The sequence below is a fragment of the Vibrio sp. JPW-9-11-11 genome (assembly GCF_013369335.1).
Classification (GTDB): domain Bacteria; phylum Pseudomonadota; class Gammaproteobacteria; order Enterobacterales; family Vibrionaceae; genus Vibrio.
Window position 1 is genome coordinate 806,712 of sequence record NZ_SZQJ01000005.1, and the last position, 14,467, is coordinate 821,178.

Consider the following 14,467-nt stretch of genomic DNA (forward strand, 5'->3'; position numbering starts at 1 on the left):
TTTCCTTTTAAATAATGTGAATTTTGTTTGAGTTAACGCTTTATGCTGCTCCGCTCATACGCAGCCCAACCACACCACCAATAACGAAGGTAATTCCAAGTAGCTTTTTGACGTTAAACCGTTCATTGAAGAACATCGCACCTAATATGACGATCCCTACACCAGCTGTAGATGTCCAAATCGAATAGCCAACACCTACATCAAAATCGAGTAAGGCAAGGCTCAAGAAGAATGTCGCGATTGCACCACTAATGAGTGTTGCAGCCGTCCAGCCTGGGTGTCTGAAGCCCTTCGCATTACCAGCAGAAATAGCTACAGCAATTTCGAAGATGACCGCAGATCCTAGATATATCCAACTTAACATTTCACTTCTCCTAATTTATCTTTTATTACAGTACGTTATTGAAATATGAACTTAGAGTTCCTTAAGGGCTTTTCTAAATTCGTCTGGGTTTGGCACACCGGTAAATTTCTTTTTACCGACAATGATTGTGGGAACCGAACTGATCTTTGCTTCCTCCACCGCATGACGTTGAGCTGCCTTGTGAGTAAGCAGGTAAATGTCTTCATCCAAAGCGGTAAGCACTTCGTTCTTATCGAGGCCAATTTCTGCCGCAATCTCAACTAGGACATCTATGTCACCGATGTTCTTGTTTTGTTGAAAAAAGGCCTCCATGGTCGCAATGTTGAACTCGTGGCCTTTGCCTTGCTGTTCTGCCATTGCAAAGATCTGAAACGCTTTGTCAGTTCTTGGTTGTGGTGAAATGGTAGGTAGCTTGATTGACACCCCCAGCTTTTCTGCCGTTGGATAGACCGACCGTTTCCAAATATCAGGGAGATAAGGATCTTCCGGACGAAGCGTCGGAACCGGATAAGGCCTTAATTCGAATGGGCGCCAACGGATACTGACGTCTTCATCTTTGATAAGATCGTGAATCGCATGTTCTGCCAACAGGCAGTACGGGCACACAAGATCCGTATAGATGTCGATTGTTTTCTCCATGATGCTTTCCTTAACTTGTAAATCTATAAAGATGCTGGCCTAGAAATTGTTTTGGGGACTTTACCGCTAGGAGTGACCATTTTGGGATGATAGGCGTCCACAAGTTTTATCAGCTCTGTTGGTACTGGGTTCTCAAACACCTCTGGTGAACCAAGATAGTTCATCTCACTATCGTTCTTGTATGGTTGCGCAATAGCGTCCGATACTCCATCAAATTCAAGAGGTTCTATGGCATACAGTTGGCAAAGTAACTTGTTGAATACTGGTGAAACCTTTAACCATTTGCCGTTCACTTTGACTTCGTTGTACCAGTGCAAGAAAACCTCTCCCCCGACTGAAAGTGTTGCCCGTACATCAAGGAGGCTAAGGTCAAAATTAAGAGGTGCGTACCTCAGAACTTTGCTGGCATGACCAAGATCAAAGAATGACTCTGCCCAGCAAAGAAATGCGCTAACGCCTGCTTCACTGAGGCAAACGACCTTTGGAATACCGGTTGTACCAGACGTTGTCAGCATAAGTGGAGAAGCTTTTAACAATGTAGAGCTTTGATTGATTTCAGTTTTTTCTGACTGAATCATTGATACAGAGATTCTTGCATTTCCAGAAATACGCTGAGCACTTACTTCACAAGACACACCAGCTTTGGAGAAAACGCCTGGTTTAACAGCACTACCGAGGTCAGGTGATAATACTAGAGTTGTGTGACCTCGCTCTCCCAATGCAATCATCAGAGCCAAAGTATCCACCGTCTTTCTTGCCGCAACAGCGACTGGCGTGTGTTCAACGAGATAATGTTTCTCTAGTTCGGAGTTGTACTCACTGATCAGTAAGACTAATTCCTGATAGGTCCAGTTTTTGTCATCAGTAATGACAGCTACACCATTTGGTCTTTGCTCAGCATTTGTCCTTAACGAAGTAATTAATGTCCGTAATTTCATTTTCCTAGTCACTTTTATAAACTTGTTGCATGTGCAAGCATATTACTAACAAAAAACAACTCGTCAATATGCTTGTACATACATGCAACTTCAAAAAAATTAATGACTTCCCAAGTGAGAATTTGATTTTTACAACCAGAAATTAAAAAATCTTTATTAAAAACAACTGCATAAATCACTCTATGTTTCAGGAAAGAATCTCCATAAACAACTAAAACACCGGAATATAAGCAAAAATAAAACTGAATATTCCTTTTATAGTGCGGTAGAGTTCACAAAACCTCGCTTACTGTTATAATTTGATTGACACATATGCATGTATGTACAAGCTAAATCGTGATTAAAGAACTAATTTCCAGCAAATACCCTCTAACAATATTCAAGGAAATCAATATGATACCTAAAAGTACGCTTTGGCTAAGGGTCAAAATAATTGTCGACAGTGTTGAAAACCAAATAGCAAAAGTGTTGCAAAGAGAACATGGTCTTGGCTTAACGGAATACAGAGCTTTGAAGTTACTTTCTGAGTCTGAAAATTCGGAATTGAGGATGCAAGAGTTAGCCAAGCTTCTCGGATTAAACCAAAGCTCGGTAACTCGCCTTGTCGAAAGACTTGAAAAAGGCGGGTATACAATTCGCGATATATGCCCGAAAGACAAACGTGGGGTGTACACCGTTTTAACAGGACGAGGACGGGAGATCCAAGAGAAGGTAGGGAAACATTTCACAACATACCTAAATAATGCACTAGATTCCGTTGCCTCAGAAGACGACAATAAGATCGTAGTGGACTGCTTGCGAAACATCACAAAGGAATGATAATCGCAATTTTATTATGTAGTTAAACGCTGATCGACTAGTTTTCTGGTGGAGGGCAGCTAAGGATCGGTGGCTCTCTTTTAGTCGTTATCTGGTTGCAATAAAATGTTCGGTTGCTAAGACTTTCAAAGAGATGGGGTTCAAATCCCTATCTCTCCGCCACTTTCAGTGAAAAGGCCGCTAAGAAATTAGCGGCCTTTTTCGTTTGCAGCTATTTTAAGCTTTTGTTTCCGAGGGTGTACTACTTGAACTGATATCTCTAGGCACAAAAGTTGATATGACATACAAAAAGCACCTCGACTCTCACCTCCTGCTACCAAAATTTGAACTAATATCCCATAATTGATATCTATATTAATAATTTAATTGAGCACGCATTTGTATAAGCAAAAACGCCTTGAGTTCGAACTTTATTCAAACGCCAGCGGCACTTTGTACTCACACTCGCTTTTCGGCTTAATCGCCGTCATTCTTCTATGGCCCTATCAAGATGCATGGCTACTCGTAATATGGCTTGGCTGTTTGTGGGGCAATATTGCCGTCAGAGGGCTGTTTGTTTGGCGCTGGTTACGTGCCACGAAAGCCGAACGCAACCCACCTCGCATGGCATTGATGGCTAAGCTCACCTCTTTAGTCAATGGCATTATTTGGCCTGTCTCCCTGCTGTTTCTTGATTTACACCTCTACCCAATTGAATCCATGGTGGTCGTGATTGCTATTCTCGGTCTTGCCGCAGGCTCTGCGTTTTATGCCAGTTTCATGCTATCTGCTTTCTATATTTCGACTACCGCGTATCTTCTCAGTCTCGGCGTGTTTTTTGCCGCTCAAAATGAAATGTATGGTTATTTAACCGCATTAGGCTTGGTAACAATTTGGCTGATGCTTCACTCGCAAGCCAAGCACTCACATAGTGTGTACCAAAAGTATTTAAGTAATGATGAAAGAAACCAAGAGCTGATGGCGCGTCTTGAAAAACTCAGCCTGACCGACCAAGTCACGCAACTGAGCAATCGACATTTTTATGCGCAGGTTGCGGAGAAAATCTGGCTCCAGCACGCCAGACATAATCAAGCGCTGTCCTTTTTGATGGTTGACCTAGATAACTTTAAGCACGTAAATGATGCCTACGGGCATCGGGTTGGCGACGATTTACTGAATCAGGTTGGACAAATACTCAAAAGCCATACTCGTAGAACTGACTACCTATTTCGCTGGGGTGGCGACGAGTTTTTAGTTATCCTTCCTTGTACAAGCGCCGACGAAAGCCTTAAAGTCGCAGAGAAAGTCAAACATGCACTTGAGCAGCATTGTCATAGTGTCCATAACAGACAGGTTAGCGTAACAGCCAGTTTGGGGACGTACAGCTGTTTTCCACAGCTTGGTAATTCTATCGCGGGTGCGATTGATTTGGCCGATCTGGCCCTGCTTAGAGCGAAGAAGTCCGGTCGCAATACTGTCTCTTCCTATACACAAGTCGAGCATGCCTCTCTAGGTTAAACGCCCAAACATTCCTGTCCGTTAAAGCTGATTGATGTCTTCACGCATACCTTGGACATAGCTCCCCAAGTGGTTTGAAAACTGGCCAGCTTCGATTAAATCGAGCAGTTTGCCTTTCAGTTCCTTAGGATAGACACGCATGTCTTCCAGCAGTGGGATCGGTACCCAGTCGAGCGCTTGAATATAGTTTTCATCATTGAGCCCAACTAGATTACTTAAATGAGGAACGCCCTCGAACTCGTCAATCAGATAAAAAAACTCGGCGTTATACCGATCTAGGTGGGTTTCATAGAACTCACGAACACAAATGAGTTCACCAACTTCCACCTCTAGCCCAGCTTCCTCCTTGAACTCACGAATTAAGCATTGCTTAGTGCTTTTATCGTCTACTTCTAATCCTCCGCCTGGTGGTATCCAATACTCACCACTGAAGTCTTTGACACGCAGTAACAACATAGCACCGTCTCGAATCAGAACGCCCGCAGCGCGAATACGATGTTGCATAACAACTCCCCCTTTTACTTTCCATGTACTTGAAAAGCGGCCTCTATTAGCTGCATATGGATTGGCACTAATTGCTGATGATCGTTGCGATAACCGCCGCCAACAACACAGGCAAGCGGTAGCTGCTTTTCCTTAGCCAACGAGAGCATAAAGTGATCACGTTGAGCTATGCCATCAGTCGTCACATTAAAGTACCCCAGTTCGTCATCCTGATGAATATCGACACCTGCATCGTAAATAATGATGTCGGGCTGATGAAAGTTGACGGCCATAGTCACCACATGGGTAAAAGCCGATAAAAACTCGTCGTCATCGGTCTCACGCGGTAAGGCGACGTCTAAATCAGAGTCTGGCTTGCGCGCTGGGAAGTTCTTATCACAATGAAATGATAAGGTTACGATCTGATCCGTTTCATTACATAGTGTAGCCGTCCCATCGCCATGATGCACATCGCTGTCGATAATTAACACCTTATCTACTTCGGGTTGCTGTAGCGCCCGCCTTGCCGCCAATACAAGATCGTTAAACAGACAAAAACCACTACCAAAATCATAGTGTGCGTGATGGTAGCCACCGCTTAGGTGAATCGCTAAGCCATGTTGCCACGCTTCGGCCACCGTGCGACATGTTCCGCCAGCCGACTTGAGCGTGCGTTCAATCAATCGCTCACTCCAGGGAAAACCAACTCTGCGCATTTTCGCCGCCGCCAGTTGCCCGCAGATCAGAGCCTCGACATATTGACGACAATGGGTCTGTGCCACTTCTTCAACAGAAACAGATTGAGGAGATATGATGCTAAACAAGGCTTGCCAATCCGCATCTTGGGCTCGACGTTGCTCGATGGCTTGATAGAGCAGACGATATTTATTAATCGGATAACGATGACCATCTGGAAGAGGCAGTTGTGAATAAATGGAATCGTAGATGAGTGGGATCATAATCTGCGTCGTCGGAGAATGTGAGAGCAAATGGTATCACAGTGACGTAGAAATCATGAATCGAGCAGGGTAAGGTTAACCTTATCAACCTAAGAGGTAATTCTATGCACACCGTATTAATCACAGGCGCTAACCGTGGTATCGGCCTAAGCTTGGTCGAACACTACCTCGATCAAGGCTGGCAAGTTCACGCCACGTATCGCTCAGAAACGGATTCACATTCACTACTTGCTATTAGTCATCCACACCTGGTCTGCCATAAACTGGATGTTACCCACTACCAAGAACTCGACAAGTTGGCTGGCGCTCTCCCTGCCCTCGATTTACTGCTCAATAACGCTGGCTATTATGGCCCCAAAGGTTACGGTTTTGGCAACACAGATGTTGAAGAGTGGCGAAAAGTGTTTGAGATCAACACCATCGCTCCTTTGAAACTCGTCGAAGCGCTTTACCCTAGTTTGCAACGAGGCCAGATGAAGAAAATCGCTTGCCTCTCTTCCAAAGTCGGCAGTATGACGGAAAACACATCGGGGGGTGGTTATCTCTATCGTTCGTCAAAAGCGGCGCTCAATTCGGTAGTCAAAAGCTTGAGTAATGACCTAAGCAAAGAGGGATATACCGTTTTAGCACTGCACCCGGGCTGGGTAAAAACGGCCATGGGCGGGCCCAACGCTCTGATCGATACATCGACGGCGGTTCAAGGGCTGACAAGAGTCATTGAGCAAGCGACTCAGCTTAGCACAGGTCAGTTCTTCAACTACGATGGTTCGAGTATTCCTTGGTGAGCGATTGGCGCTCTTATTGCGTAACAAGATGAGGCAATAAGCAAAGAAACGAGAGGCGAAAGTATTGGTTAGATTGTGCGTGTTGCTGCTTGCGAGTTCAGTACTCATTCTGGTCGGTTGCCAGCCGAGCAGCCCTGATTCGATGTTTGATGACTACCTCACGCGAGTCGCTCGGGTGCAAAGTGCGCCTACAGTCGATATCGCGTCGGATGAACAGATCACTTTGCCTCGTAAGCGACACCTTTACATCGATATTCCAACTTTGTCTATTGGCTTACTCGACAGTTATCAGCTTAGGCAGTGCGGACTTTTTAACCTCATCGCTGAACGGAATTCGGTGTTAGGCAAAGTTGCCGATGAATTTCATAACTATGACTATCAGCGTGACATTCTCAAAGGGCTATCACACTGTCTCGAGCATGACGATATCGAGCCATTGCTCAAGACGACACTGATTGAGATAGCAAAGCAAAAACGGACTCAACTGGCCTTACATCAATGGAACCTCATCTATACCAGCGCGGCGATGCAAGCACAGCTCAACGGGTCGCAGTGGCTAAGTCGCGATCTCGGCCAAAGCGTCTCGGCGGTGAATCAAGCGCTTGGTCAGATAGCAGCAGCCTTTGATGGGCAAGGTGACGCTATTGCCAAAGCCCAAGAAGTATTAGATAAACAGCCCATCATTGGCCGCCTTAACTACTCCTTAGCGCAAGCGACTCGGCATCTCAATCGTGTCACCCATCAACTCTACGCGTACGACCAACATATCGTCTGTAAGAAAAACCGTGACAAAACCAAATTTAACTATTTGAACAATGTGTTTGAGCAGCAATATGTTACCAAAGTACAACCTTATCTAGCCCAGCTCGACACCTATTACCAGACACTGTCGCCAAATTTAGCGCTGTTTGAGCCCAAGCCTAACATTCACACTTATGTCTATCCACTGGAACGCCATCACCGCGAGTTTCGTCATGCGACTCGTCAACATATTGAATATTGGCAACAGCTATTTAAGCGCTGTGGACGAAAAGTTGGCTAAGCACGCTTAGCCGTTGACTTTGTTACAGACTTTTTGCGATAGCCGCCTTTTTTGCGTTTGAAAGCAGGGCGCTCCACTTTAGGTAAATGGCGCAATGATTCTGGTACGCCTCCACTTCTTACTTGAACCATCAGCCCATCAATACGTTGCTCTAATGCACGCATAAACGGTTGATAGGCTTGGCTACGCTCTGCCATTCCTTGCAGTTGATGTTCCCAATTGGCCGTCATATCAGGGTAGGTAGACTCAGAGGGTAAGGTATGAACAAGCCCGCGACCTGCGGCAGAGCTGAGTATCGACTTTCCTTGCCGAACCAACAACTGACGTTTAAACAGGGTATCCAAGATACCCGCACGCGTCGCCTCCGTGCCGAGACCATCCGTTTCTTTGAGAATTTTTTTGAGTTGTTTGTCTTCAACAAAACGCGCGATCCCTGTCATCGCTTGCAGCAGCGTTGCCTCAGTAAAGTGTTTAGGCGGCTCCGTTTTTCGGTCTTTGATCTCACCTTCACGGCAGGTTAGTACGTCCCCTTGTGACAAAGGCGGGACAGCATCCACCGCAGCATCCTCATCATCCGCTTTGCCCATCAGTGCTTTCCAACCGGCAGAAACAAGCTGACGCCCTTTCGCGATAAAAGCTCCACCAGCAATATCGAATACCAGCTTTGCCTCTGCGTAGACTGCTGCTGGATAGAACTGCATCAGATACTGGCGCGCAATCTGCTGATAGATCTTCATCTCGTTGCCAGACAGCGCGTTCAATGCGGCCTTCTTCGGCGTAGGGATAATGGCATGGTGCGCATCCACCTTTTTGTCATTCCACGCTTTCGATTTTAGCGACAGCGAAGCGCCTTGTACCGCCGACATCAATTCCTTGGCATTATTACCGATAGCGTCACACACGCTCTGAGCTTGAGCATAATGCTCCATCGGCAAATAACGGCAATCTGAACGCGGGTAGGTGATCAGCTTATGTTTTTCATACAGAGACTGACAGGTATCGAGAACCTGTTGCGCACTCATACCAAAGCGCTTAGCGGCGTCAATTTGTAACGTCGACAGTGAGTAAGGCAATGGCGCGGATTGTTTAGTTTGCTTTTGCTCTGATTCAACGACCTTCGCGGGTTGATTGGCGATCCGGTTGGCGACATTCTCGACCAGTTTTCGATTCAACACACGCCCTTCTTCATCTTGCCAAGGCTGACACGCGTCACTCGGTTTCCAGCGAGCACAGATATCAAACTGACCAAACTGGCCTTGATAGGGAATCAAAGCATCGAGGGTAAAATAATCACGCGGGATAAAGTGCTCGATCTCTTCATCGCGGCGCACAACTAAGCCGAGTACTGGAGTCTGCACTCGCCCAACGGACAATACCCCTTGGTAGCCTGCCTGCTGACCAAGCAAGGTATACGCGCGCGACATGTTCATCCCATAAAGCCAGTCAGCTCGTGAGCGCGCTAACGCAGAGACAGAAAGAGGAATGAAATCGCGGTTGTTGCGCATTTGATTTAAGGCACGCTTCACCGCTGGCAAGTTAAGGTCGCTAATCAAAAGACGTTGAGCGGCCTCTTTCTTAGCCTTAGTGACTTTGCAGTAATCGAGCACTTCATCAACCAGTAGTTGACCTTCTCGATCTGGATCGCCGGCATGGATGATATGTTGGCTCTCTTTGAGTAGCTTTCGCACCACACTAAGCTGTTTGCTCGCCGATTTTCTCGGCCTGAGTTGCCACTGCTGGGGCACAATCGGCAAGTCGGCTAAGTGCCACTTTTTATAACGCTCATCATAAGCATCAGGCTCAACCTGCTCTAGCAAATGGCCGATACACCAAGTGACCACATCACCGTTGCCACAACGGATAAAGCCTTGTTCATTTTTTTTCGGCCCAGGCAAAGCGGCTGCAATAGCGCGGCCAAGGCTAGGTTTTTCGGCAATAAAGAGACGCGACATAAAGTAAAAAGTGTCAGATACAATAAGGGCCACATTAGCGAATGTGGCCCTTAAAAATCAAGAAAAACTGTAAATATAAACAGTATTATTAATCTTCTGATGTCGCTCGTTCTGCCGCCTCTTTAATTAGGGGCTGAAGTTCGCCTTTCTGGAACATCTCGATAATGATGTCACAACCGCCGATCAATTCACCTTCTACCCACAGTTGAGGGAAAGTTGGCCATTGGGCATATGCAGGTAGCTCTGCACGGATATCTGGGTTTTGCAGAATATCAACGTAAGCGAACTTTTCACCACAGGCCATCAAGGCTTGAGCGGCTTGAGAAGAGAAACCGCAGCTTGGAAGTTTTGGCGAGCCTTTCATGTAAAGAAGGATCGTGTTCTCTGCGATTTGTTGTTTGATTTTGTCGATCGTTTCCATTGCTTCCTCTTAATGGAGTTTTTGCAAGTTTGTGGACATTCTAAACCATTAGCACAGAATAAAAAGCCTATTATCTGTATGGTTATGGTGACTTAGACAGTTTTGAGATCAATCACCACTGACTAATAAAGAAATTTCATATAGAAATTTGCCACCGACGCTTTTAATAAAGTAAAAACTTGCTAAACTATAGCGCAAGTCAGCAAATCATTCTTAGCAAAGCGATTTGCCAATCAAGAATAAATAACACTGGAAGCAATCGAAAGGGGCAACTCTTTCCTATAAATGGAGAATCGAGTAATGGCATTTGAACTACCAGCTCTTCCTTACGCAAAAGACGCACTAGAACCACATATCTCTGCAGAAACACTAGATTTCCACCACGGTAAGCACCACAACACTTACGTTGTTAAGCTAAACGGTCTTATTCCTGGCACTGAGTTTGAAGGCAAGTCTCTAGAGGAGATCATCAAAACGTCAACAGGCGGTGTGTTCAACAACGCTGCTCAAATTTGGAACCACACTTTCTACTGGCACTGTCTAGCGCCAAACGCAGGTGGCGAACCAACAGGTGCCGTTGCAGACGCGATCAACGCTGCTTTCGGCTCTTTTGAAGCGTTCAAAGCAAAATTCACAGATGCAGCGATCAACAACTTCGGTTCATCTTGGACGTGGCTAGTTAAGAAAGCTGACGGCTCTCTAGAGATCGTTAACACATCTAACGCAGCAACGCCTCTAACAGAAGAAGGTACTACACCACTTCTTACTGTTGACCTATGGGAACACGCTTACTACATCGATTACCGTAACGTTCGTCCAGATTACATGAATGGTTTCTGGGCTCTGGTAAACTGGGACTTCGTTGCAGAGAACCTAGCAAAATAATCCTTCCCCGAGGATTGAGTATTTAGTCGATTGAAAAGCCAGCATTCGCTGGCTTTTTTACTGCCTGTCATCCTGAATTTCCTAAAGTTTTTTCTTGCTGAGTCGCTATAAAGGCATCACAAGAGAGGCACTATGCAAATTCACACTTTAGACAAAGCAGCGATTATTAACGAGCTTCAATTCGGCGTTGGTATCAACCATGCAGTTCATGAAGGTCGCCGTGCTGATTTTGCCTTGATTTTGTCGATGTTCTCCGGTGATGTTCGTGATAACACCCCGCTTGAACGGCTTGATCAAGTCGACACCAGTGAGCAAGCACTACGAAAACGATTTGAACTGCAAGCCCCTCAGCAGCTACGTTCAGACCAAAGTTCCTATCAGTACTCGGCACAACAAGCGGAGCTATTCCATACTGGAGGACTCCCCGGCGCGAAGCTGAGCCATTACCTCACGCCAGACGCATTGGCTTACTTACCTGAAGAGACTCATGGTCTTCCTGAAGAGATCTATCACAACTTATCTGGTCATCAGCGCAGAATGCTTAATGATCAGCAACCGAAAACGTTAATGCCTATCGATCTCTATAATCAGCTAGTCAAAGCCCAGCGTACTTTTCAGCTTCAAACTCAGGCTTAATCGCCCTAACTGACAGTGACAAAAGATCACTAACAAACACAATAAATGCACAAAGGATCGTTACGATCACACATTACTCGTCTCATTTGTTGAACAGATAAAACATATTCGATCGAGAGTGTGAATGACGCCATAATTTCGCACATTGCTTGAGTATCAGACAAGGTTATTTGACCTTATTCACAACTAAGTCACAGTTAATCTACCATGCTATGTAAGCGCAATCATGCGCGAACATTGCTTATGGGGGATAAGCCAGTGGACATAAAAAATGCTGTAATATTAGTCACTTCTGCGGGTTCTCAAATTGGTAGCACACTCGCTCATCACTTCGCCTCGCTCGGAGCGACCGTGGTATTATGTGACAAAAGAACTCAACAACTGACCCAAGCTTATCAACAGTGCAGTGAGATTTCTCATCAGGTGTACCAATTTGCCATTGACGACCATTCATTGTCCTCAATTCAAGATTTATTTGCGTTTATTGATCAACAAGTGCAACGTTCCCCCGACGTTTTAATCAATGCGCTGACCGCAGAAGCCATGCCCCACTTCTTCGATCAAAGCGCGAGCGATCTTGTTACCCAACGGCTATCGCTGATGGCAACGACCTTATTTAGCTTTGGTCAAGCCACCGCAGAAAGAATGCGGTTAGAGAAGAAAAACGGCGTAATTGTCAATGTCATTGCTCACGCCGACTATCAAGATTTATCCGGTTTTGACAACGCCACTTCAATGATCGCAGGCTTTACCCAAAGCTGGGCGAAAGAACTGACCCCATTTAATATTCGTGTCGGCGGAGTGGTTCCAGCCGTTAAGCATGACGACTCACACTGGGCCGAAATTCAAGATGAACTGATCCGCAACGCCGAGTACATTGTCTCCAACGACTACTTTAGCGGCAGGGTAATGGCTGCCTAAACGACATCGATAAACGGCAGTCTTACAATGATTTCAGCAAGTTCTCGGATGCTTGCTCCACTAAATCGAGCACCAGCTCAAAGCCATGCTCGCCACCATAGTAAGGGTCCGGAATCTCGTCACAATTAGCCTCAGCGTAGCTCAAGAACAGTGTTACCTTATGCTGTAAATGCGTTGGGCACTGCGCAATAAGATCCGATAGGTTGTCGCTATCAGCCGCTAAAATCAGGTCAAAATAGTCAAAATCCTCACTGACGACTTTACGCGCCCGAATCCCTTTAAACGAATAGCCACGATTTTCCCCCGCCGCTTTCGCACGCGGATCGGGCGGATTGCCTTGGTGGTAACCAATGGTACCCGCAGAATCTACCTCGATATCCACACCTAGCTGATTAGCCTTGGCTCTCAGTACCGCTTCACCCGTCGGTGAACGGCAAATGTTGCCCATACACACTACTAACACTTTTGTCTTCATGCTTCTCCCTTCGCGCCAAAACTCGCAGTTTCCCTAAAGAACATAGGTATTTACCTTGCTGTGATTAAGCTATCATAGCCGCAGTTTGATGAGATAAAAAAGGAATTACCATGACGTCTGAAACCAATAAAGAAGCGCGTCACAAAGCTCGGCAGCAAAAAGTAAAAGAACAAGTGGATGCGCGCGTCGCAGCGGCACAAGAAGAAAAAGGGCTCTTGTTGATCATTACCGGTAATGGGAAAGGTAAATCCACTTCAGGTTTTGGTACCGTAGCGCGAGCAGTTGGCCACGGCCTAAAATGCTCAGTGGCTCAATTTATTAAGGGAACCTGGGATAATGGTGAACGTAACCTATTGGAAAAACTAGGCGTTGAGTTCCAGGTAATGGCCACTGGCTTTACTTGGGACACCCAAGACAAAAAAGCCGATACTGAGGCTGCTCAAATTGTCTGGCAAGAGTGTAAACGCATGCTCGCAGACGAGTCTATTGATGTGGTTTTGTTTGACGAGCTAACCTACATGGTCAGTTACGGCTATATCGAACTCGACCAAGTCATTGAGGCGCTAGAAAATCGCCCGAAAATGCAATCGGTGATCATTACTGGTCGCGGCGCACACCGCACACTTATTGAGATGGCTGATACCGTATCTGAAGTAAAAAACGTCAAACACGCTTTTGAGTCCGGCGTCAAAGCGCTTAAAGGTGTCGACTGGTAATTCTCGCTTAACCGCAACATAAAGAACGAGGGCACACTGGTTTGAAGCCGCCCTCTCTGTTTACCCCCCACTCTGCCTCCACCCAAACTGTTTGATTTGCCACATCGCTAAGTTGTTCGACTATGATTAATAAATGGCGAATCACATCTGGGCTTGCACTATGTCTTACTTGAGAAAAGGGCTAATTTTTGCCTGCTGCCTCACCGCTCTCGCGGTGAATGCAAAAGTCGTCCTTATGACCGAAGAATTCGCACCGTTTGGCTTTTACGATTCAAGTGGAAAACTGACTGGTATCGGTGTCGAAATTGTTCAGAACTTAGCGCAACGGCTTGATGTCAGCAGTGAAATACAAGTGTTGCCTTGGTCTCGCGCCATCAAAGAACTGGAACTGCTGCCGAACAAAGCGCTATTTTGTGTCGCCCGCACCCCCGCGAGAAATGATAAGTTTGACTGGGTAGGGCCTATTCTCTCTGATGGTGTCTACTTATTTCACACCGAACAGCTCGATTCGAGTCACGACAACCTCGATAGCGCAAAACAGTGGGACAGTATTGCGGTGACAGCTAACTACCCTGAACACCAAGTTTTACTCGATTTAGGTTTTAACAACCTTTGGATAACCAATCAACCACAAGACAATGCACGCTTACTGCTTCATAACCGAGTCAGCGCCATGGTCGCTGGCGAGTTCGCAATGCCAAGCCTGTTGAAAGACCAAGGGCATGATGCCGATAGAGTCGTGCGTTCGGATATTCTTCTGTTTGATATCGACTTATACATCGCCTTTTCGAAAGGCACCGACCCGAAAGTATTGGCAAGATGGCAACAAGCGCTAGAAGCGTTTCAAGCCACATCCGAATATCAAAAAATAAGAGAGCGCTATACTGTGTCTGACTGACATTTAGAAAACAAGCCACGAAGAAAGACAAAGCCAG

General features: G+C 46.0%; 17 protein-coding genes. 9 read left to right on the top strand and 8 right to left on the bottom strand.

The window, feature by feature from the left end:
• Positions 1–40 precede the first annotated feature (40 nt).
• Genes FCU94_RS09350 through FCU94_RS09360 form a run of 3 tightly spaced genes read right to left on the bottom strand, consistent with a single transcriptional unit; the run spans position 41 to position 1,941 of the window.
• On the bottom strand, positions 41–364 hold the full coding sequence (locus FCU94_RS09350) for a DMT family transporter (RefSeq protein ID WP_176288263.1): 324 nt from the start codon (positions 362–364) through the stop codon (positions 41–43).
• 51 nt (positions 365–415) lie between these two features.
• Positions 416–1,003, bottom strand: coding sequence for a DsbA family oxidoreductase (locus FCU94_RS09355; protein ID WP_176288264.1), 588 nt, complete (start codon positions 1,001–1,003; stop codon positions 416–418).
• Between the two features lie 23 nt (positions 1,004–1,026).
• Positions 1,027–1,941, bottom strand: coding sequence for an AMP-binding protein (locus FCU94_RS09360; protein ID WP_176288265.1), 915 nt, complete (start codon positions 1,939–1,941; stop codon positions 1,027–1,029).
• 393 nt (positions 1,942–2,334) lie between these two features.
• Between FCU94_RS09360 and FCU94_RS09365 the strand changes: the two genes are divergently transcribed.
• Together FCU94_RS09365 and FCU94_RS09370 are read left to right on the top strand one after the other, a co-directional pair.
• Positions 2,335–2,760, top strand: coding sequence for a MarR family winged helix-turn-helix transcriptional regulator (locus tag FCU94_RS09365; protein WP_176288266.1), 426 nt, complete (start codon positions 2,335–2,337; stop codon positions 2,758–2,760).
• A gap of 378 nt (positions 2,761–3,138) precedes the next feature.
• The gene (locus FCU94_RS09370; protein WP_176288267.1) at positions 3,139–4,257 is read left to right on the top strand and encodes a GGDEF domain-containing protein; all 1,119 of its coding nucleotides are present in this window, start codon (positions 3,139–3,141) and stop codon (positions 4,255–4,257) included.
• A 21-nt stretch (positions 4,258–4,278) separates the two neighbouring features.
• Here the strand turns inward: FCU94_RS09370 and FCU94_RS09375 are convergent, their stop codons facing one another.
• On the bottom strand, positions 4,279–4,761 hold the full coding sequence (locus FCU94_RS09375; RefSeq protein ID WP_176288268.1) for an NUDIX domain-containing protein: 483 nt from the start codon (positions 4,759–4,761) through the stop codon (positions 4,279–4,281).
• A gap of 14 nt (positions 4,762–4,775) precedes the next feature.
• Positions 4,776–5,699, bottom strand: a complete 924-nt coding sequence (locus tag FCU94_RS09380; RefSeq protein WP_176288269.1) for a histone deacetylase family protein — start codon at positions 5,697–5,699, stop codon at positions 4,776–4,778.
• 104 nt (positions 5,700–5,803) lie between these two features.
• Between FCU94_RS09380 and FCU94_RS09385 the strand changes: the two genes are divergently transcribed.
• Positions 5,804–6,484: an SDR family oxidoreductase gene (locus FCU94_RS09385; RefSeq protein WP_176288270.1), complete on the top strand. Its 681-nt coding sequence runs from the start codon at positions 5,804–5,806 to the stop codon at positions 6,482–6,484.
• A 64-nt stretch (positions 6,485–6,548) separates the two neighbouring features.
• Positions 6,549–7,526, top strand: a complete 978-nt coding sequence (locus FCU94_RS09390; RefSeq protein ID WP_255199245.1) for a DUF3080 domain-containing protein — start codon at positions 6,549–6,551, stop codon at positions 7,524–7,526.
• Here FCU94_RS09390 and FCU94_RS09395 read toward each other — a convergent pair.
• Complete coding sequence (locus tag FCU94_RS09395) at positions 7,523–9,478, bottom strand: DNA topoisomerase III (protein ID WP_176288271.1); 1,956 nt, start codon at positions 9,476–9,478, stop codon at positions 7,523–7,525. The genes FCU94_RS09390 and FCU94_RS09395 overlap by 4 nt on opposite strands.
• Before the next feature lie 88 nt (positions 9,479–9,566).
• Positions 9,567–9,899, bottom strand: coding sequence for a Grx4 family monothiol glutaredoxin (locus FCU94_RS09400; RefSeq protein ID WP_176288272.1), 333 nt, complete (start codon positions 9,897–9,899; stop codon positions 9,567–9,569).
• Positions 9,900–10,199: 300 nt separating this feature from the next.
• Between FCU94_RS09400 and sodB the strand changes: the two genes are divergently transcribed.
• The 3 genes from sodB (at position 10,200) to FCU94_RS09415 (ending at position 12,341) form a co-directional block, all read left to right on the top strand.
• Entirely contained in the window at positions 10,200–10,784 is a 585-nt protein-coding gene (sodB, locus tag FCU94_RS09405) for a superoxide dismutase [Fe] (RefSeq protein ID WP_176288273.1), read from the top strand.
• Between the two features lie 132 nt (positions 10,785–10,916).
• The gene (locus FCU94_RS09410; RefSeq protein ID WP_176288274.1) at positions 10,917–11,420 is read left to right on the top strand and encodes a VC2046/SO_2500 family protein; all 504 of its coding nucleotides are present in this window, start codon (positions 10,917–10,919) and stop codon (positions 11,418–11,420) included.
• A 258-nt stretch (positions 11,421–11,678) separates the two neighbouring features.
• Complete coding sequence (locus FCU94_RS09415; RefSeq protein WP_176288275.1) at positions 11,679–12,341, top strand: SDR family oxidoreductase; 663 nt, start codon at positions 11,679–11,681, stop codon at positions 12,339–12,341.
• A 22-nt stretch (positions 12,342–12,363) separates the two neighbouring features.
• On the opposite strand, the gene FCU94_RS09420 is transcribed toward FCU94_RS09415, so the two are convergent.
• Positions 12,364–12,816 carry a low molecular weight protein-tyrosine-phosphatase gene (locus FCU94_RS09420; RefSeq protein WP_176288276.1) on the bottom strand — a complete coding sequence of 151 codons (453 nt, stop codon included), beginning with the start codon at positions 12,814–12,816 and terminating at the stop codon, positions 12,364–12,366.
• A gap of 110 nt (positions 12,817–12,926) precedes the next feature.
• On the opposite strand from FCU94_RS09420, the gene cobO reads away from it, so the two are divergent.
• Together cobO and FCU94_RS09430 are read left to right on the top strand one after the other, a co-directional pair.
• Positions 12,927–13,532: a cob(I)yrinic acid a,c-diamide adenosyltransferase gene (gene cobO / locus FCU94_RS09425; protein WP_176288277.1), complete on the top strand. Its 606-nt coding sequence runs from the start codon at positions 12,927–12,929 to the stop codon at positions 13,530–13,532.
• 133 nt (positions 13,533–13,665) lie between these two features.
• Positions 13,666–14,430 carry a substrate-binding periplasmic protein gene (locus FCU94_RS09430; protein WP_176288278.1) on the top strand — a complete coding sequence of 255 codons (765 nt, stop codon included), beginning with the start codon at positions 13,666–13,668 and terminating at the stop codon, positions 14,428–14,430.
• Positions 14,431–14,467 lie beyond the last annotated feature (37 nt).

Bases quoted from the DNA above. Each gene is read 5' to 3' on its own strand.
- FCU94_RS09350 (WP_176288263.1), bottom strand. From the start codon at position 364: ATGTTAAGTTGGATATATCTAGGATCTGCGGTCATCTTCGAAATTGCT.
- FCU94_RS09355 (WP_176288264.1), bottom strand. From the start codon at position 1,003: ATGGAGAAAACAATCGACATCTATACGGATCTTGTGTGCCCGTACTGC.
- FCU94_RS09360 (WP_176288265.1), bottom strand. From the start codon at position 1,941: ATGAAATTACGGACATTAATTACTTCGTTAAGGACAAATGCTGAGCAA.
- FCU94_RS09365 (WP_176288266.1), top strand. From the start codon at position 2,335: ATGATACCTAAAAGTACGCTTTGGCTAAGGGTCAAAATAATTGTCGAC.
- FCU94_RS09375 (WP_176288268.1), bottom strand. From the start codon at position 4,761: ATGCAACATCGTATTCGCGCTGCGGGCGTTCTGATTCGAGACGGTGCT.
- FCU94_RS09380 (WP_176288269.1), bottom strand. From the start codon at position 5,699: ATGATCCCACTCATCTACGATTCCATTTATTCACAACTGCCTCTTCCA.
- FCU94_RS09385 (WP_176288270.1), top strand. From the start codon at position 5,804: ATGCACACCGTATTAATCACAGGCGCTAACCGTGGTATCGGCCTAAGC.
- FCU94_RS09395 (WP_176288271.1), bottom strand. From the start codon at position 9,478: ATGTCGCGTCTCTTTATTGCCGAAAAACCTAGCCTTGGCCGCGCTATT.
- FCU94_RS09400 (WP_176288272.1), bottom strand. From the start codon at position 9,899: ATGGAAACGATCGACAAAATCAAACAACAAATCGCAGAGAACACGATC.
- sodB (WP_176288273.1), top strand. From the start codon at position 10,200: ATGGCATTTGAACTACCAGCTCTTCCTTACGCAAAAGACGCACTAGAA.
- FCU94_RS09410 (WP_176288274.1), top strand. From the start codon at position 10,917: ATGCAAATTCACACTTTAGACAAAGCAGCGATTATTAACGAGCTTCAA.
- FCU94_RS09420 (WP_176288276.1), bottom strand. From the start codon at position 12,816: ATGAAGACAAAAGTGTTAGTAGTGTGTATGGGCAACATTTGCCGTTCA.
- cobO (WP_176288277.1), top strand. From the start codon at position 12,927: ATGACGTCTGAAACCAATAAAGAAGCGCGTCACAAAGCTCGGCAGCAA.
- FCU94_RS09430 (WP_176288278.1), top strand. From the start codon at position 13,666: ATGGCGAATCACATCTGGGCTTGCACTATGTCTTACTTGAGAAAAGGG.